The organism is Paenibacillus artemisiicola, from assembly GCF_017652985.1.
Lineage (GTDB): Bacteria > Bacillota > Bacilli > Paenibacillales > Paenibacillaceae > Paenibacillus_Z > Paenibacillus_Z artemisiicola.
Window position 1 is genome coordinate 106,494 of the sequence record NZ_JAGGDJ010000004.1, and the last position, 17,839, is coordinate 124,332.

General features: G+C 61.3%; 14 protein-coding genes. 2 read left to right on the forward strand and 12 right to left on the reverse strand.

Annotated elements, in window-relative coordinates; translation table 11 throughout:
• Window positions 1-63: 63 nt before the first annotated feature.
• The 9 genes from kynU to I8J29_RS08955 form a co-directional block, all read right to left on the reverse strand.
• Complete coding sequence (gene kynU / locus I8J29_RS08915) at window positions 64-1,350, reverse strand: kynureninase (protein ID WP_208847268.1); 1,287 nt, start codon at window positions 1,348-1,350, stop codon at window positions 64-66.
• Between the two features lie 358 nt (window positions 1,351-1,708).
• Window positions 1,709-2,356 carry a pyroglutamyl-peptidase I gene (gene pcp, locus I8J29_RS08920; RefSeq protein ID WP_208847269.1) on the reverse strand — a complete coding sequence of 216 codons (648 nt, stop codon included), beginning with the start codon at window positions 2,354-2,356 and terminating at the stop codon, window positions 1,709-1,711.
• 15 nt (window positions 2,357-2,371) lie between these two features.
• Entirely contained in the window at window positions 2,372-3,190 is an 819-nt protein-coding gene (locus I8J29_RS08925) for a DUF817 domain-containing protein (protein ID WP_208847270.1), read from the reverse strand.
• Window positions 3,183-3,407 (reverse strand): helix-turn-helix domain-containing protein, encoded by a 225-nt coding sequence (locus I8J29_RS08930; RefSeq protein WP_090642026.1) that lies wholly within the window; start codon window positions 3,405-3,407, stop codon window positions 3,183-3,185. Before I8J29_RS08930 ends, I8J29_RS08925 begins: the two co-directional genes overlap by 8 nt.
• A 9-nt stretch (window positions 3,408-3,416) precedes the next feature.
• Window positions 3,417-3,893, reverse strand: coding sequence for a DUF2975 domain-containing protein (locus tag I8J29_RS08935; protein WP_208847271.1), 477 nt, complete (start codon window positions 3,891-3,893; stop codon window positions 3,417-3,419).
• 258 nt (window positions 3,894-4,151) lie between these two features.
• Window positions 4,152-6,857 carry a UxaA family hydrolase gene (locus I8J29_RS08940; RefSeq protein WP_208847272.1) on the reverse strand — a complete coding sequence of 902 codons (2,706 nt, stop codon included), beginning with the start codon at window positions 6,855-6,857 and terminating at the stop codon, window positions 4,152-4,154.
• 396 nt (window positions 6,858-7,253) lie between these two features.
• Window positions 7,254-7,583 carry an antibiotic biosynthesis monooxygenase family protein gene (locus I8J29_RS08945; RefSeq protein ID WP_177222183.1) on the reverse strand — a complete coding sequence of 110 codons (330 nt, stop codon included), beginning with the start codon at window positions 7,581-7,583 and terminating at the stop codon, window positions 7,254-7,256.
• Between the two features lie 127 nt (window positions 7,584-7,710).
• Window positions 7,711-8,595 (reverse strand): oxidoreductase, encoded by an 885-nt coding sequence (locus I8J29_RS08950; protein WP_208847273.1) that lies wholly within the window; start codon window positions 8,593-8,595, stop codon window positions 7,711-7,713.
• A 166-nt stretch (window positions 8,596-8,761) separates the two neighbouring features.
• Complete coding sequence (locus I8J29_RS08955; RefSeq protein ID WP_208847274.1) at window positions 8,762-10,108, reverse strand: esterase/lipase family protein; 1,347 nt, start codon at window positions 10,106-10,108, stop codon at window positions 8,762-8,764.
• A 266-nt stretch (window positions 10,109-10,374) separates the two neighbouring features.
• On the opposite strand from I8J29_RS08955, the gene I8J29_RS08960 reads away from it, so the two are divergent.
• The gene (locus I8J29_RS08960) at window positions 10,375-11,292 is read left to right on the forward strand and encodes a helix-turn-helix transcriptional regulator (RefSeq protein WP_208847275.1); all 918 of its coding nucleotides are present in this window, start codon (window positions 10,375-10,377) and stop codon (window positions 11,290-11,292) included.
• A gap of 405 nt (window positions 11,293-11,697) precedes the next feature.
• On the opposite strand, the gene I8J29_RS08965 is transcribed toward I8J29_RS08960, so the two are convergent.
• The 3 genes from I8J29_RS08965 to I8J29_RS08975 all read right to left on the reverse strand — a co-directional run bounded on the left by I8J29_RS08965 (window position 11,698) and on the right by I8J29_RS08975 (window position 16,727).
• Window positions 11,698-13,326: an ATP-binding protein gene (locus I8J29_RS08965; RefSeq protein ID WP_208847276.1), complete on the reverse strand. Its 1,629-nt coding sequence runs from the start codon at window positions 13,324-13,326 to the stop codon at window positions 11,698-11,700.
• A 331-nt stretch (window positions 13,327-13,657) separates the two neighbouring features.
• Window positions 13,658-16,276, reverse strand: coding sequence for a phosphoenolpyruvate synthase (gene ppsA / locus I8J29_RS08970; RefSeq protein WP_208847277.1), 2,619 nt, complete (start codon window positions 16,274-16,276; stop codon window positions 13,658-13,660).
• A 274-nt stretch (window positions 16,277-16,550) separates the two neighbouring features.
• Window positions 16,551-16,727 (reverse strand): hypothetical protein, encoded by a 177-nt coding sequence (locus I8J29_RS08975; RefSeq protein ID WP_208847278.1) that lies wholly within the window; start codon window positions 16,725-16,727, stop codon window positions 16,551-16,553.
• A gap of 445 nt (window positions 16,728-17,172) precedes the next feature.
• Here I8J29_RS08975 and I8J29_RS08980 point away from each other — a divergent pair, with 445 nt between their 5' ends.
• Window positions 17,173-17,760: a YjgB family protein gene (locus I8J29_RS08980; protein WP_208847279.1), complete on the forward strand. Its 588-nt coding sequence runs from the start codon at window positions 17,173-17,175 to the stop codon at window positions 17,758-17,760.
• The last annotated feature ends 79 nt before the right edge of the window (window positions 17,761-17,839 follow it).

A 17,839-nucleotide genomic window follows, 5' to 3' on the forward strand; every position in this document is an offset into this window, starting at 1 on the left:
CTCTCCTTGGCGTCTGGCTGCGGCCCCGTGCCCCGCCGGTCCGGCGGAGCCGGCCGCTTCCGCTTAAGCGACGATGTCGCGTTCGTTCGGATAGGCCTTGAACGCTTGCTTCTCCATGATGTCCCGGAGGACCTGAACGACGTCCCAGACCTCCCGATAAGACGTGTACAGCGCGGCGGGAGCCAGACGGATCATGTTCGGCGCGCGGAAGTCCGGGACGTTGCCGCGTTCCTTCAAGGCTTTGCAGATCCGCGCCGCTTCGTCGTGCTCGAGGCCGACATGCCCGCCGCGCCGGGCATCCTCCACCGGGCTGCCGATCCGGAAGCCGAAGCCGGCCAGCTCCTGCCCGATCAGCCCCATCAGGTAACGGGTAAGGCCGAGCGACTTCCGGCGAATCGCCTCGATCCCCGCTTCCCCGACCAGCCCCAACGCCCCGATCAGCGGAGCCAGGCTCAGGACATGCGGCGTGCCGATCTGATACGCGCCCGCCGACTCCGCCGGCGTCAGCGAGGAGGCCATATCGAACTGGCGGTCCTTGCGCGAACCGAACCAGCCCGCCAGCCCGGGGCGCGTCCCGAGATGGCGGCGGTTCACGTACAGGCCGCCGGGGCAGCCGGGCCCGCCGTTCAGATGCTTGTAGCTGCACCAGAACGCGAAATCCACGCCCCAGGCGTCGAACGCATGCGGCACCGCGCCTACGGAATGGCAGCAGTCGAACCCGATCGGAATGCCCCGCCGGCGGGCATCCGCCGTCAACCGTTCCATATCCAGCAGCTGCCCGCTCCGATAGAGGACGGACGGCAGCACGATCAGCGCGATCTCCTCCGTCATCGCCTCGATGATCGCGTCTTCGTCCAGGAACCGCCCGTCCGGGCTCTTCACGCAAACCAGGCTGCCGTCAGGATCGAAGCCGCGGACGGCCAGCTGGCTCTGCAGCGCGTAGAGGTCCGAAGGAAAGTTCAGCTCGTCGGCCAGCAGCTTCGTTCTCGCGCCATGCGGCCGGTAAAACGTCGCGACGAGCTGATGCAGATTGACGGTGGCCGAGCCCGTCACGATCACCTCGTCCGCGTCGGCGCCCACAAGCCCCGCCATCATGCCGCCCAGCCGTTCCGACAGCGCGAACCATGGATGCCGGCCCCGCGTCCAGCCGTCGATTCCGTATTCCTTCCAGTCCTCCAGCGCTTCCAGGAAGGTCCGTTCCGCCGGCTTCGACAGCAGCCCCAGCGAATTCCCGTCCATATAGACCGTGCCCGGCTTCAGATAGAACGCCTCCCGAAACCGCGCCAATCCGTCGGCTCGGTCCTGCCGTTCCGCATAGGCCAAGGTCGGCTCCGCGGCTTCGTCGAACATCGCGCCACCCCCTGCTCAGGAATTGCCTACCGGCTTCTCGCGGCCTGCCCGCTCAGGACTCCGGGCAAAAATAGGCTCTACCCTATGCTATGCGGGTATTCCGCCCCGCTTGCCGAAGATCCGAGGTTCGCGCGGACGGGGCGAATCGGGCATGCAAAAAGCTCGCCTCCGAAGAAGGCGAGCCGAACCGGCACGTTAGCCGAAACAAGGGATTCAAAAACAAGAGCGCAGGAAGCAAGAAAATCAGAACCAAGCGAATCAGAACCAAGAGAATCAGAACCAAGAGAATCAGAACCAAGCGAATCAGAACCAATAGAGTCAAAACAGTTAATCGCAATCAGAATTCCAACCGGAACGCTCAGTCCAACCTGCCCTCGATTGCGGCGATGTCTTTCCCGTATCGCATGCTTGCCATGGCGGCGATCTCGATGGCGTTTACCATGTGTTCCAGGCTCATGCTCGGCGTCGGCGCGCGCCCGATCGTTTGCGCCGGCAAAAAGGGCACGTGAAGGAAGCCGCCCCGGCAGGCCGTAAACTCGGTGGCAATCAGATGCCGAAGCCCGTAGAAGAGATGGTTGCAGACGAACGAGCCCGCGGACAGCGAGACGGAGGCCGGAATGCCGGCTTCGCGGATCCCGGCCGCGATCGCCTTGACCGGCAAGGTGGACCAATAGGCAGCCGGCCCGTCCTCCGAGATGGGCAGATCGAGCGGCTGCTCGCCGTCATTGTCGGGAATGCGGGCATCATCGAGATTGATCGCCACCCGCTCGACCGCGATATCGCTCCGGCCGCCCGCTTGCCCGACGCCGATGACCACGTTTGGCCGGACCTCCAGCATCGCCTGCCGCAGCACGCGGAGCGACGTCCGGAACACGGTCGGCACTTGCCGGACCTCTACCTCGAAGCCCTCATAGCGCCTGCCGCGCAGCCGGGCGACCGCCTCCCACGCGGGATTCGTCGTTTCTCCGCCGAACGGGTCGAACCCGGTCAACAATACTTTTTTCATGCGATGTCCTCCGTTCTATGGCGTCCGATTGGCTTTCGCGTGCTTCAGCTGCGCCACGATGATGACGCTGATGATGACGAGCAGGAACCACGAGCTGATCTTCCCGAAGCTCACCAGCCGCCATGCCTCATGCTGATCGGGATATTTCCAGGCATTGAAGAACGTCGCGATGTTTTCGGCCAGCCAGATGAAGAAACCGACCAGGAAAAAGGCGACCGTCAACGGCATCCGATACGTACGGCTCCGGACCCGATAGACGATCCGCGTCTTCCAAAAGACGAGCACCACCAGCGCCGTCAGCCACCAGCGGACGTCCGGGATGAAATGATGCGTGAAGAAGTTCAAGTAAATGGCGCCGCCCAGCGCCAGCGCGGGAACAAGCCCCGGCCATCCGGTCATGTCCATCCTCAGCCGGCGCCACACCTGGCACATGTAGCTGGCGACGCTCGCGTACATGAATCCGCTGTAGAGCGGCACGCCGAGCAGCTTCGTATACCCCGGCTCCGGGTACGACCACGACCCCATCCCGACCTTGTAGATTTCGAGCAGCAGCCCGATCACGTGGAAGACGCAGATGACTTTGATTTCGTCGAGCGTCTCGAGGCCGCTGCGGTACATCAGGTATTGCACGGCAAGCAGCGCGAGGAGGATCAGATCGTACCGGTGAACGAACGGCGCTTGGACAAGGCTGGACAACGCCAGCGTACCGAAGATCGCCACGGGGAAGATGCAGCTCATCGCCTGATGATACCCGAATACCAAGAGCTGCGCCAGCGGCCGCGCGAACTTGGCTTCACCCCCGCGGCGCCGGGCAACGGGATCGAAGCTACCCATCTTGCGGGCCTTCGTCCGGCCGGTATTCCAGCAGGTCCCCGGGCTGGCAGTCGAGCGCCTTGCAGATCGCTTCCAGCGTCGACAGGCGGATCGCTTTCGCCTTCCCGTTCTTCAGAATCGACAGGTTGGCCATCGTGATGCCGATCCGCTCCGACAGCTCGGTCACGCTCATTTTCCGTTTCGCCAGCATTACGTCAATATGAATAATCATCGCCATGGGATCACCTCAGACCGTGAAATCGAGTTCCGATTTAAAATCGACGGCGGATTTCAGCAGCTGCTGCAGCACCGCGGCGAAGACCGCGATGACCAGCGAAGCGAACGCGATGACCAGGCCGATCACGATGAGCCCCGGAGCGTCGTCCTTCTCCGCCATGAGATACAGGAACGGCAGGCTGGCCGCGTACAAGGCGCAGATGGCGAAGCCGCAATATTTGACGCGCTTCAGCGCCTGCACGGAGCGTTCGGAGAACGCGTGGTTCCGGTCGATGAAACGTAACAGCCGCAAAGCCTGATACAAGGCATAAAAAAACGGAATCGCCGACGCGTACGCGATTATCAAGACGGGCAAGAGCATATACGCCGGAAACGTATCGGCCAAGTCGCCGATGACGAGCGGCAGCCCCCACGCGCAGATCGCCAAGATCGCCAATCCGATCGCGACCACCGTCGCCCTCAGGAAGAAGGTCGTTCCTCGTTCCATTCCATGCACCTCGTTTCGATTGATCGCTTTGAATGTACCATACCATTTATCGTTTTACAATATATTATTACTGTTAGTCATTGAATTATGATGGTTTCGCTTGTTCTTACGGCGCGCGCTGCCCCTTCGCGCGGCTTACACCGATCGCCGGTCGCATTTCGCCGCGGCAAAAAAGGCTGCCGAAGGGTCGGCAGCCTAATAAGAAAAGAAGGAGAGCGTCGATTGAGTCCGTTTGCGCCGAGTATCAGCCGCAGGCGGCTACAGCGACACGCCCAAGAAGCCGCGGGTGAATTGGAAATCCACGTTGCCCTGCCGGTAGAGGCGCGGCGTGAACTCGTGCTGCAAGGTCCGCTTGCTCAGTTCGAGGATGCGCGCACCCCATGTCTCCGGATTTCCGTCCAGGAGCAGATCCAAATCCTGCGCATACGGCAGCGAATCGGCCGATTCCGGCGCGAGCTGCAGCATCGGAATGAACGGATGCGTCTGCATCGGGCGCCGTCCGGCCAGCGCGAGGATCAGCTCGACGCCCGTGCCGCCGAGGCCCGTCGCCGTCTCCACCCAATGCTCGGTCGGCGTCTCCATGACGTGGAAGCCGCGCCGGCGGACTTGCTCGCCGTAGGCCAGGGAAGGCATGACGCCGGAGCCGGCGAACAATCGGCCGCCGTACGCCTCCGAAGCCAGCAGGCCGCTGTTCTGCGGCACGACGACCACGCCGCCCGCGCCGATGATCAGCCGAGTCAGCATCGCCAGCTGCTCGCCCGCTTCTTCCGCGACCGGACCGTCGCTCATGAGGCCGACCCGCAGCCCTTCCAGGCCGACCGTCGCCTTCGCGGCCGGTTCGTCCGCCGCCGCCCGTTCGGCGAACCATTCCTCGACCTTGCGCGTCACGCTCGCGATGCCGCCGTCGAGCTGTATGCTGGCGTAGCCGAGCCGGCTCGCGTCCACGCCGGTCTCCTCCATCCGATGGCGCATGAAGTCGTTATGGGTCTTCTCGCAGCCATGCTCGAGCAGCAGGCAATGCCTCACCATCGGATGCGTCATGTAGCCGATCATCGTGCGCGCGTACAGCTCCTCGGCCTGTCCGCCCGAATTGCCGCAGCCTTCCGTATGCGCCAGCGCCACGTAGCGCGACACCTCGGGCTGGCCGACGCCCGCTTGATTCAGCCGCTGCGCGATCATCTGGGCGACCTGGCCGGCGCACAGGCTCGTCGGCAAGATCAAGCCGATGGCATCGCTGGACGTCCCTTCCGCGCTGCGCGTGAAGTCAAACGTGACGTTAGCGGAAGCCGGCGACGAGGCATCCGCCCGGATGGCGATCGGTTCTCCCGTCGGCGCGGAGGGATGGAGCAGGGCTTCGAGCCGGCTCGCGTCGTTCTGCTGCCAGTTGCGCCAGATCTGCACTTGGGCATGGCCCGCCTGTTCGCCGACGCTGCGCTGCCCGGAAGCGATGCGAACAGTGTGCTCGAACACCTCTTGGCCGAGCTCCTCCATCGGCGTCCCTTCCAAGTAACGGCCCGCGTTCACGTCCATATCGCCCGCCAGCAGCCGGAAGCGGGCCGTCGTCGTGACGACCTTGACCGTCGGCACGTACGGGAAGTTGGTGATCGAGCCGTTGCCCGTCGTGAAGAAAATCAGGTTGCAGCCGGCCGCCACCTGCCCGGCGATGCTCTCGAGGTCGTTGCCGGGGCTGTCCATGAAATAAAAGCCGCCTTCCGTCATCCGCTCCCCGTATTCCGTGGCGAAGTCGAGCCGGGTGACGGGATCCTTTTTGCGGGCCGCGCCGATGGACTTCAGATAAATGTTATATAGGCCGCGGTACATATTGCCCCCGGACGGATTGCCTTCCGCGCTCGCCCCGTGCCAGGACGCGCGCTCCTTGAAGCGGTCCGCGAGCGCCAAAAACTTGCGGGCGGTCTCCACGCTGCTCACCTTCGACAGCACGTACGGTTCCGCTCCGATCAATTCGTCGGTCTCGGCCAAGCTGGCGGCGCCGCCATGGCGCACCAATTCTTCCGAGAGCCAGCCCAGCAGCGGATTGGCGGAAATGCCGGAAAACGCATCCGAGCCGCCGCACTGCAGGCCGATCTTCAAGTGGCGGATGGATTCCGGCGTGCGCTCGGTCGCGTTGACCGCCGGCAGCCAGCCGCGCACGATCTCTTCGCCCGCCGCCAAATCCGCTTCGAACCCGCTCCGGAGCGAAAGGAAACGGTGCGGCACGTCGTCGATCGGATAACGATGCTCCCGCATGTACCGCTCCACCATGGCGTTGGTGACGGGCTCCCGCTCGTAATCCACGACCAGCACCGCGCCGACGTTGGGGTTGACGATAAATCCGGCGAGCGTCCGCAGCAGCACGTCGAGATTGTTCGGGTTCTCGGTGCCGCCCTCCGTATGGGCCGCCGGGACGATGCCGTCGATATGGGGATACGATTTCAGGTCCGCTTGCAGACGGGCGGCGAGCTGCTTCACGAAGCTGCCCGTGCGGGAGGTGGCGCCGAGCAGGACCACGTGGTTGCGCGTGCCCACGCCGCGGGCTTCGCTGCGGCGATAGCCCATGAACGTCCGCGTATCGGGGTAGGACGGCGCCGCCGGAGCGGGCCGGAAGCCGGCTTCGTCCAGCACGTACGGCGCGACGCGGTCCGCGAAATTCGGCGCCGCCGGCAGCGCGAACTTCAGCTGGCGCACGCCAAGCGCCTCCAATACCGTTTCGTTGATGACATATTGGCCGGGCCGAATCGGCAGCAGCGCCGCGCCGAACGGCAATTCCCAAGACAACAGTTCCTCGCCGGCCGCGATCGGCTTCACCGCGAAGCGGTGGCCCTCCATCACCGTATAATCCAAGGTCATGGTCCCGCCTTCGTGCTCCAAGACAGTGCCGGCGTCGAGCCGGCGAATCGCGACGGCGCAGTTGTCCCCGGGCAGAGGAAGTCTCGCGACGTCGTCGAACGCGTACTTGGCATTCATTCCATTCACGCTCCTTGTTGATGACCATTCCGAGATGGCGTTCGGGGTAAGCGTTTGCAATCTTCCGATCGCGATGTCACCGGTCCCCTGTTAGTTCCGATTATATACCAGGTTCACGCGGCGACGATACAGGCATGTCGAGGATTGTTTCCGGCGTCGGCTTGCCAGAACAAATATTCCACTTTTATCCCGCTGAAACGCCGCTCGCCTAAGGATGAAACTTCGAACGGAATGGAATATAAATTCCGATTCTGGATTAGCTGCATGAAAACCCTCCCGCCAAACGCGGAAAGGGACTCCATTCCGTCTGACGACGGAATGGAATCCCCTTTGGATACCCTATGGGAAACGTCCGGCGATTCGCGCCTTAACCGTTACGGTTGGCTTAACCGCGCTTCATGCCTTTGCATGCTCGAACGTTTTGACGACTTCGTACTTGCCGGGCTCGAACGCGGCGATCTTCATCGCTTCCTGCAGGTACGGAAGCGGCTTCGGGTCGTCCCGCATCGCCTGGTAATGCTCTTCGCTCTTCCACTGCGCGTACATGGTTACTTTCGTTCCGTCCAAGCTGCGGTGGAGGCTGCATGAAATAAACCCGTCCGCGTACCGGACCGACACGTCCGTCGCCGAAATGAGCAGTTCGACCAGGCGGTCCTGATTCGCGGGTTCGACCGTGAACACGTTGATTAGCGTAAGCACTTGATTATCCGCGGAGATCTGCGTCATCGATGGAACTCCTTCCCGTTATATCCGGTTTTGTTGTGGTTCGCTTGGCCGTACGGAACTGCCGCTTGGCTTAGGATGGACGTTCCGCCGGCCGAATATGCGCGGCTTCGCCGTTCAAGGCAAGGCTTCATCCTTGTTCGTTGAACTCGTCGTACATGCGCGTTACGGCCGGATCCAGCGTCTTCGCCGCGAAATCGGTCGAACGGCTGAGCGGCTCCCACCGCTTCGTTTCGGCCAATTTGCCCGTATCCACGGCATTCGCGATGTCCACGGCGTCGCTGCCGAGCAGGAGGCGGAGCGGCGGATTCGCTTCGTCCGCGATCGCGAGGATCGCTTGGGCCGCTTTGTCCGGATCGCCGTTCTCCTTGCCGGTCGCGTCGCGCAGATGCTTCAGCAAGCCGCCGACGGTGTCGCGGTACGCTTCGCCGGGCTCGACGTGCCGCATGGAGGTGCCGGCCCAGTCGGTGCGGAAGCCGCCCGGCTCGATCAGCGTTACCTTCAGGCCGAGCGGAGCGACTTCCTTGGCCAGCACCTCGGAGAAGCCTTCCACCGCCCACTTCGCCGCCTGGTAAGGCGCGAGGCCCGGCGCGCCCGTGCGGCCGCCGATGGACGAGAATTGGACGATGTGGCCGAAGCCCTGCTCCCGCAGCGACGGCAGCGCGGCTTTCGTGACGTTCACGACGCCCCATAAGTTCGTCTCCACTTGCGCGCGGAAGTCGTCCAGCGACGTTTCTTCGATGGCGGATACGTTGCCGTAACCGGCGTTATTGACCAGGACGTCCAGGCGTCCGAACGTTTCGAACGCGGCATTGACGGCGGCCTCGGCCTGCTCGTACCGCGTCACGTCCAGCTGCACGACCCGAACCCGGCTGCCGTAGCGTGCCGCCAGGTCGGCGATTTGATCCGTGTTGCGGGCCGTCGCGACGAGCCGGTCGCCTTTCGCCAGCACCGCTTCCGCAAGACTTCGTCCGAAACCGCGCGAGCTTCCCGTAATCAGCCATACCTTCGACATATCATGATGCCTCCTTAAGAATGTTTGGAATGTTTGTTCCATAGTCAGTATAGTCCGGTTCTTATCGAGCGTCAAGCTGTTTCGGAATGTTTATTCCATCCAATCCAAACAAATAGCCCTCCGGGACGAGCGGTTCCCAGAGGGCCTTCTATAATAAAAGTCGCGGTCACTTCGTCTCGATGAACCTGCAGACGTGATTGGGTCCCGTGAGCGGAAGCGGCTCCCGGTTCAGCTTCAGCTCGATCAGGGTCGTCGTGAACGGATAGAAAAACTTGACCTCCCGTTCGCCCAGCAAGCCGGATAGATCCAGCTCGGCCTGCCAGGTTCCTTCGTTCCCTGGCTCCGCCGCCGCCGCGTCCGCGCTCACGTATCCGTAGTACGCGACGAGCGAGGAGCCGGAGGAGGCTATCACCTTCAGCGACAGGCTCTGCAGCGACTCGGGGTCCAGTTCGTCCAGATTGACGTGGAAATTCCGCAGGCTGGCGTCGCCGCCATAGGTATGCACGTCCAAATCGAACGATTCCAACGCTTCGGCCCGCCCTTGCTTGCGCCTGCCCTCCAATTGAATGAAATAATCCCGAATGGGGTCGCCCCGCTCGTCCCGGGCCCGAATGACGAACTGCTGCCATCGGGTCAGCCCGTTCAAGACGTCGCGGGTCCGGCGATCGGCGTCCTTCGTCCAGTCCGCGAGCGCCTGCCCGTCCTCGGCGCCCAAGGCGGCATGCACCATGTCGACCAGCCCTTCCGTCGGCTTGGACAGGATCGAACCGTGATCCAAGCCCGCGACGGGCACCATCGGAATATCTGCGTTGCTCCACGCCGAAAAGGCGATTCGCTGCTCCGGCGCGCTCAAAGTCAGGTCCACTTTGATCTTCCGGACGTTCAGCCCGCAGCCCGCCCGGCGCACGGTTCCGTCCGTCCCCGGCTCGCTGATCAGCTTCTTGATGCCGCCGTATCCCTCGGTCCCGCAGAAAATAAACACGTACAGGGTATCCCCGTGCGGACCATAGTACGGCACGCCGCCGAACAAATCTTTTTCGGCCAGGTCCCAAGTAAACCGGCTTCCCAGCTCAAGGGCATCCAGCACAAGGTCGCCGGCCTCGAGAAAATCAGGCCCCATCTCCTTGCGTCCCTTGAATACGCCGCCCAGCCAGCTTCTGCCCTTATGGGCCAGAGGCGAGCCGAACGTGGCGGGCGCCAGCCCGACCAGATGCTTCAGCCGGTCTCGCCGTGTCGCGTACACCGTCAGCCAAGAACGGAGCACGAGCATCCCCGTGGAATGCACGATCGCGTCGAACGGCTCGTCCGCCTTCAGGCCGATCCGCTCCCGGAGCGCCCGGTCGAACGCCTCGGCAATGTCCGGAATCGTCACCTCGTTGGTCAGCGTCTCGTAGGAACAGACATGCACCGCCTGCCGGTCATAACCGCGCGCGATCAGCTTATCGACCCACGCGCGAAAGGATTCGCCATTCCCCGAATAGCCGTGTATCAAGACGATTGGACGGCGCGCCATAGGTACCCTCCCAAGAGGCTTGCCGCCTCTCAAAATATCTTTCCCGCAGGCTATTCGCGAGTCCCCCTACCATTCCCTTCTTCAAGCATGAGATCCAATTTATGGATTTTGTAAATTCGATGCGACTAGTTTCACTCACGGGGGCGGGGGGATCTATGCTACCCATTCGTAGACGGACTTGGCCAAATAAGGCTTGATGATTGTCCTTCGCTCGTCTACGATCATAGAAGCGGAATACGAATTTTTCCAAAGGCGGGTATGCAATCGTGAAGCTGGAACGCTTGTTATCCATCATCTACAGGCTGCTGAATCACGAGGTGGTGTCGGCGGCGGAATTGGCGGACAGATACGGCGTCTCGCAACGGACGATCTACCGGGACATCGAGGCGATCTGCGCGGCGGGCATTCCCGTCGTCTCCTATCAAGGCGCGAACGGCGGCTACGGGATCATGAAAGAATACAAGATGGACAAGAGTCTGCTCGGCTCCGACGACATCGCCTCCTTGATCACCCTGCTCGACAGCGCGTCGACCGTCTTCCAGGACGAGCGGGCGCAGGAGACGATTCAGCGTCTGAAGACCGTGCAGACCGACAACGGCCGAGCTCCGAGCCTCCGGATGGATCTCGGCAGCTGGAGAGCCTATGTCGCGCTTCTCCGCGCGATTCGCGCTTCCATAAACGCCGGCCGCGTCGTCCGCTTCCGGTATATGAACGCCAAGGACGAGCATCAGGACCGGACCGTCGAACCGGTCAGCCTGGTGATGAAGTACGGCACGTGGTACTTGTACGGCTACTGTCGGACGCGCCGCGACTATCGGGTGTTCAAGCTCACGAGAATGTCGGAGCTGGCCGAGCTGCCCGACGTCTTCGAGCCGCACCCGGAAACCCGCATGGATGAGATGTTCCCCGGCGGCGGGTTCGGGCATGAGCAGGTCGAGCATGCCGTCATCCGCTTCGCGGCCGGGTCGTCCGCCCGGGTGCTGGACGAATTTTACGTGGACGAGAAGACGTTTCACGAAGACGGGACGCTTACGCTCACCATCGTCGAACCGATCGATGCCGAGTGGCTGATCGAGAAGCTGCTCTGCTTCGGCGAGTACGCGGTCGTGCTCGAACCGCCGTCGCTGCGGCAGCGGATGAAAAAGAAAATAGCGGCCATGCTGGGCCGCTACGAGGAAGTATGACACGCTGCTGTCATACTTCTTTTTTTATAATGAATCACGTTCGAACGGCTGTCCGTTCAAGTACGGCGACACGAAAGGAACGTGAGGCGCATGATGAATCATCCCTATTGGCACGAGAAACAGATAGCCTTCAAAAATCGGGAGCTTCGGGAATTCGATAAACACGCGTGGAAATGGACGCAGGCAGCAGCTATACCGAAGAAGCGCTCGTCCTTATTCGCGATCCTCCTGCTCCCGCTGCGGGCGTTAGGCATGGCTCCGCAAGCGAAAGAGCCCCCTTCCGGCGAACAGCGGGCGGCGCGGCGGCCCGAGTAAAGCCACGAACGGAATCGCGGCGCCGCTTGGCTTCAGCTGCCACCTGACCCCGGACCCGACTCCGGACCCGGCTACCGCCGCCACCCGGCATCAGCCGCCGACCGGCAGCCAGATGTCGATTCGCGTGCCTTCGCCGACCTTGCTCCGGTAGGCGATGCGGCCATGATACTGCTTGATGATCTTATGGCTGATCATGAGGCCGAGCCCCGTCCCCTTCTCTTTCAAGCTGTAGAAGGGCTGCCCCAGCCGCTGCAGATGCTCCTCCGGAATGCCGCAGCCTTGATCCTCGATCGAGACGAGGCACTCCCCGTTCTCCTCCAGCCGTAGGCCGATGCGGATGTCTCCGCCGCCCGGCATGGATTCGATCGCGTTCTTCAAGATATTGAGGAACACCTGCTTTAATTGATTCGTCGCGCACGTCACCGGAAAATGCTCCCCCCGGTAATCGCGGATGAACGCGATGTTGTGCAATAGCGTCTGCGGCGTCAAGAATTCGAGCGTTTGCTCGATGACGTCCCTGACGTTCGCGACCGTGTACGCGGCGGCCTGCGGCTTGGCCATCGAGAGCAGCTCGCTCGTAATGATCTCGATGCGTTCCAATTCGTCCCGGAGCAGATCGCCGTATTTCATCGCGGGGTTCTCGAGCTTGTACAGATGAAGAAACCCTTTGATCGTCGTCAGCGGATTGCGGATTTCGTGGGCGATGCCCGCCGCCAGCTCTCCGACGATGGACAGCTTCTCGGACTGCAGCAAGAACGCCTCCGCTTTTTTGCGCTCCGAGATGTCCCGGCTGATAATGACGATATGCTCGATCCGTCCGCCTTTCCCCTCGACCGGCTTGCATAGGGAATCGAACGGGATCAGATGCCCGTCCCGGTGCCGGAACCGGATTTCCATCGACTGCGCCGTCTTCCGCGCCAGGATGCGGCCGACGGTCTGGTTGAACATCTTCGCGTCCTCGGGGTTGATGACCCGGTTGAGCGTCGCGCAATCCTGCGTCAGATCGGGATAGCCCAGCACGAAAGCATGCGAAGGCGAGAGATACCGGATCGCGCGGTCGGGATCCAGCACCATAATAAGATCGGACGTATGCTCGGCAATGAGCCGGTATTGGTACTCGCTCGCGTTCAGCGACGCTTCCATGTCGCTTCGTTCGGCCATGATCCGGCGCAGCCGCTCATGCGATTCGATCAGCACTCCGCCCAGCAGGACGCCTAGGATGACGAACCATAAATACTGCACGTGAAAAAGCGGCTTGTTCACCAAAATCCGGAACGTCGCCACGGTACACAAGTACAGCACGACGTACGCGCCGGACAGGACCAGGCTCCGCTTGAACGGGGCCAGCCGGCGCCGGGACAAGTACGCGTGCAGCAGGGTGAAGACCGTCATGATGAACACCCAGCCGCCGATGGCGGGGAACCAGTTTCCGCTGGTCAGCAATCGGATGGACAAGGCGAACAGCGCGGTAATCAAGCCCGACACCGGGCCGAGATAAGCAAACGTCAAAATGACGGGGGCATAGCGGATATCGTAAACGTAGCCTTGCTGCTTCACGGCCAGCAGAACGAGCACGATTGCGACGGCGCCTCCGTAGAGGCCGATCCATATGTGCGGATGCTTCAGCGGCCTGAGATTGATGAACGAGCGGATCACGAACGGCGCGCTGACCAAGAGCGAAAAAATCGAAAGATTCACGATGTAGTCAAACAGAAACAAAAATGATCACCCACGTCTCTTAGTCTAGCGTCACGCTGCTCTCCACGGCTGCCGCGATTAATTCTTCTGCGTAATTGAATACGAGATTCCGGGTGGAAATCCCTGTCTGTTCCGGGCAAAAGTTTTTATTCTTTTGTTTGTTGACGCTTCTTCGGGCGCAGAAGTTGCGGGGCCTCGGCGTGAACCTCGCATCGCGAACGAACGCGGCGCATCGACGTACGCGGAGCTCCGCCATGACAAAGGGCAGCCGAGGGATGATCGCTCGGCTGCCCTTGTTTCTTGCGTTTCTTGCCCGTCGTTATGAACAAGGCATTACAGGTTCCTTATTCATTTACAAAAGTTCAACGTACCCCTCGGTGCCATGCACGCGGATGCGCTGTCCGTCTGGAATCCGTTTGGTCGCGTTCTCCACGTTGACCACCGCCGGCAAGCCGTATTCGCGCGCGATGACGGCTCCGTGCGTCATCACGCCGCCGACTTCGGTGACGAGGCCTTTAATGGAGACGAACAAGGGCGTCCAGCTCGGATCCGTGAAGGCGGTCACCAGGATGTCGCCTTCCTCCAGGTCGGCCTCTTCCATGCGGAGCAGGACGCGCGCGCGTCCTTCGATAACGCCCGAAGACACGGGCAAGCCCGCGAGCGCGCCGGCCGGGAGGTTAGCGCGTTGGTACGTGCCCGCGATGATTTCGCCGTCGGAGGTCATGACGCGCGGCGGCGTGAGCTTGGCATAGGCTTCGTACTCGTCCTTTCGTCTGCCGATGAGCCCGCGATCGGCTTGCCGGGTACGCACGGCCTCGCGGAGCTCTTCGAACGTCAGGTCGAAAATATCTTCCCGATCCTGAATGACGCCCGCTTGCGCGAGCCGGCCGGCTTCTTCCAGCAGGGCCTGCTTATAGACGTATAGGCGGCTCACCATGCCGTATTTGGGATATTCCCGATACCCGATGAAATTCCGAACGAGCGCGATCATCCGTTTGGTTTCGGCCGCTTTCCGCTCGCCGTCCGGCAGGGTCTTCAAGCGTTCGATCAGCTCTTGCTCTTTATTCGACGCCTCCCGAAGCCCTTGCTCGAATCTCCGCCGGCTCTCATGCGGCTCGAAGTGCTTGACGTTCGCGAGAATCAGCGGGACGAGGGCGAGCGGCTTCTCCCCCCAGCGCGTCCGCGCGATATCGATCTCTCCGGCGCAGCGCATGCCGTAGCGATCCAGGTACGCCTCGATCGCCTCACGGGCTTCCGGCCCGCCTTCGAGCTTCGGCAGCGCCGACAGGAAGCGGTCGTCTTTCGTCTGCCGCAAATAAGCGACGACGTCCGGGTAAGGACGGATCGCGTCGGCGACGTCCAACAGCGCCAAGCCCATCTCCGACGTGATATTGTCGGGGACGGATTGCGAGATCGGATCCGCCGCGTTCTTCTCGCCCAGCCACTTCTCCATGTGCTCGTTGATCCAGAACGACGCGTTCATCGCGGCCATGAACACGGCCGTGCTTTGCGGATCGAACAGAACCCGCTTCAGCTCCCGGATGTCGTCCAAAATAAAGTCCAGCAGCTCCGAACCGGATTTCGCGCGGATGGCTTGCTTAAGCGCTTCGATCGACGTTCGGCTGCGGCTCATCAATTCGGCGACGATGCCCGGATCGTTCTCGAACGGAGGCGGCTGAAACCCTTCCGGCGATTCGCTTTTCGCGCGCGCGCCCGGACCCGGTTCTGTGGCGTCGGCCGGCGGCGACGGAATAAAATCGCCCCGCTCGAGCAGGCTTGTAAGCGCGTCTTTAATCAGCGGATCGGCCTGGCCCCACGTCTTTAAGACCGATTCGCGGGTGGCGGGCGAAGCCAGTATCGGCGTCGCGTCGACGTACAGCCTGCCCGCGGCTTTGCGCATGGGGGCCGGCGTAATGAGCAGGTAGAAAGACAAGCCGAGCGGCTTGATGGGGTCCGTCATCATTTGTTGATGCCCGACGGAGAGATACACGCGATTCGCGCGATCGGACTCTTCGGGAATCGGGAATAACGTCGTGATCGGCCGGCTCTGGACGATATGGAAGGCATCGTCGGCCAGGCACCATTCGATGTCTTGCGGACAGCCGAAGTAAGCTTCGATCTCTCTTCCGAGGCGCGCCAGCCGTACGATCTGATCGTCCGTCAGCACCTGCGTCCCCTGCAGCCCGGGCTCGATCGGCCGGGTCTCCGTGCCGCCTTCCGGTCGTCCATGGATCGCCAGCGCCTTGGTCGCGATTCGTTTGTCGACGATATGGTCGTCCCGTACCGTATACCCGTCGGCGGATACCAACCCGGAGACCAGCGCTTCGCCCAGCCCGAAGCCGGCGTCGATCGATGCCATCTTCCGGTTCGACGTGATCGGATCGGCGGTAAATAAGATCCCGGATGCCTCCGGAAAGACCATCCGCTGCACGACGACGGCCACGTGCACGTGACGGTGGCCGAAGCCGTTTTGAATCCGGTAGATGACCGCGCGGTCCGTGAATAGGGACGCCCAGCATTTGCGAATATGAGCCAGGATCGACTCCGTGCCGATAATATTCAAATACGTATCCTGCTGGCCGGCAAACGAAGCGTGCGGCAAATCTTCGGCCGTCGCGCTGGAACGCACCGCGTACGCGCGCGCCTCCCCGAACCGGGAGAGACGGCGGGCGACGGCCTCCGCGATGTCGGAAGGCATGTCGGCTTCCTGAATGAACTGCCGGAGCTGACGGCTGACGTCGGCGATTCCCTTCCGATCCTCCGCTTTCAGCCCGGTTAGCCGGTCCAGCAAGGCCGCATACGCGTCGCGTCGGGCAACGGCTTGTCGGAACGCAGCCGTCGTGACGCAAAATCCTTCTGGCACCCGGATGCCCGGAAGCGCCGATAATTCCCCCAAATGCAGCCCTTTTCCGCCAACGAGCATCCGCTGGTTTTTGTCCGTTTCCCGGAAATCGAGAACCAAGGCGTTCATTCGACATCTCTCCTCAGCATGAAGAATAGTGAGAAAACAATCGGTTGACAGGAGTTTTAGCGGCATGGTACAATTAACTTGTAAGATGCATGAACTATGACTTTACTTATAAAATCAGTCGTACACTGATTTTATCATTGCGCCTATATACTTGCAATAGGAAGAACCTGGACGGCCGTCCAGGTTCTTTTTTTCATCCTCGGGCAATAAACCTCTCCGGCCCGCCCGCGGTCCTCCATCTCCCCGCCTAACAAAAAAAGCGCCGCATCGGCGCTTATGGATGATTCGCATAGTAAGCGGTCAAGGTCTCCTCGATCGTTTCTTTGCAGGTCGGGCATAGAACGACCGGGTACGTATCGGGACCCATCGATTCGTCGCGTTCCGGACAGGCCGCGAACCGTCTGAGCGTACGGCATACGGGGCAGTAGGCTTCCGCCGGGAGTTTTTGCACGTTCATCCTCCTCTTTTTTTTGAACTTCTATAAGATGCATATGCGGCAAAATTAGTTCGGTATACGATATAAACAAGCGAAAAATTTAATCGCGTCAGCCCGAAATCGCATTCGCCCGCTTGAGCCGAGGCGGTTGCCGATCTTTCGCAAGTCGTTGAACAAGAGTCGCGTGCAGCCAGACGAATTCACATCCGCTCGCCGCCTGCCAAGGGCATAGCCTTGGACCGTCGTTACTTTGTTGTTACTTTCTCGTTACCGATTTGTAACGAACTTCGCGCGCGTCCCGGGTAATATGAGCATGTAAGCAGCGAGATCCTTGTCCGGCAACCGCGAAGACGCGATGATCGCCGGCCGATCCAACATTCGGCGTTAAGACAGCAGGCAGGCAACAAACAAACTTACGATCAAGCGGACCCGATCCGCTCACTATGAGGAGGAATAAATCATGAAACTCTTGACATCCGCGAAAAAAACGGCGATCGCCGCGGTGGCCGCCGGCACGTTGGCACTCTCCGCCGTCGGCGCCGCCCCTTCTTACGCGGCAGCCGGTACCGCCGCGCCGATTGACGCGCATATGAAGGCTTTCGAAACGCTGATGAGCTTCTACAAGCCGGCACTCCAAGGCCAGTTCCCGAACTTCCACAGCTTCACGCTCGGTTCGACCACGCATGAGACGGTCATCAAGACGATCGGCGAAGCCGAATCCCCGGCTACGGACGCCGACGGCTTCGACGTCTATCACGCGGAGATGGGCCACCCCGGCTACGCCATCAACTACAAGCTCGGTAAAATCCGGGAAATGCGCTACTTCGGGACGAACGTCGAGCGCCAGACGAACATCGGCGGCATTACCGTCCGCATGCTGGTCCAGCACTGGGGCGCCCCGAACGCGTCGACCTTGATCAAAGCGGGCAAGACCGTCCAAAAGAAACTCACGTACGTGCGCGGCAAGTACGAGCTGGAATTCATCTTCAACGGCACGAGCGGCACGGGGCTGGACCACATCAACCTCGTGAACAAGCCGGTCAAGTAACGCCCGCTCCGTCCGCGATTTTCTCTTTTCGATGAAGCTTTCATTCAATGATGCTTTCATTCGATGATGCTTCCCCTCG

Bases quoted from the DNA above. Each gene is read 5' to 3' on its own strand.
- kynU (WP_208847268.1), bottom strand. From the start codon at position 1,350: ATGTTCGACGAAGCCGCGGAGCCGACCTTGGCCTATGCGGAACGGCAG.
- pcp (WP_208847269.1), bottom strand. From the start codon at position 2,356: ATGAAAAAAGTATTGTTGACCGGGTTCGACCCGTTCGGCGGAGAAACG.
- I8J29_RS08925 (WP_208847270.1), bottom strand. From the start codon at position 3,190: ATGGGTAGCTTCGATCCCGTTGCCCGGCGCCGCGGGGGTGAAGCCAAG.
- I8J29_RS08930 (WP_090642026.1), bottom strand. From the start codon at position 3,407: ATGGCGATGATTATTCATATTGACGTAATGCTGGCGAAACGGAAAATG.
- I8J29_RS08935 (WP_208847271.1), bottom strand. From the start codon at position 3,893: ATGGAACGAGGAACGACCTTCTTCCTGAGGGCGACGGTGGTCGCGATC.
- I8J29_RS08940 (WP_208847272.1), bottom strand. From the start codon at position 6,857: ATGAATGCCAAGTACGCGTTCGACGACGTCGCGAGACTTCCTCTGCCC.
- I8J29_RS08945 (WP_177222183.1), bottom strand. From the start codon at position 7,583: ATGACGCAGATCTCCGCGGATAATCAAGTGCTTACGCTAATCAACGTG.
- I8J29_RS08950 (WP_208847273.1), bottom strand. From the start codon at position 8,595: ATGTCGAAGGTATGGCTGATTACGGGAAGCTCGCGCGGTTTCGGACGA.
- I8J29_RS08955 (WP_208847274.1), bottom strand. From the start codon at position 10,108: ATGGCGCGCCGTCCAATCGTCTTGATACACGGCTATTCGGGGAATGGC.
- ppsA (WP_208847277.1), bottom strand. From the start codon at position 16,276: ATGAACGCCTTGGTTCTCGATTTCCGGGAAACGGACAAAAACCAGCGG.
- I8J29_RS08980 (WP_208847279.1), top strand. From the start codon at position 17,173: ATGAAACTCTTGACATCCGCGAAAAAAACGGCGATCGCCGCGGTGGCC.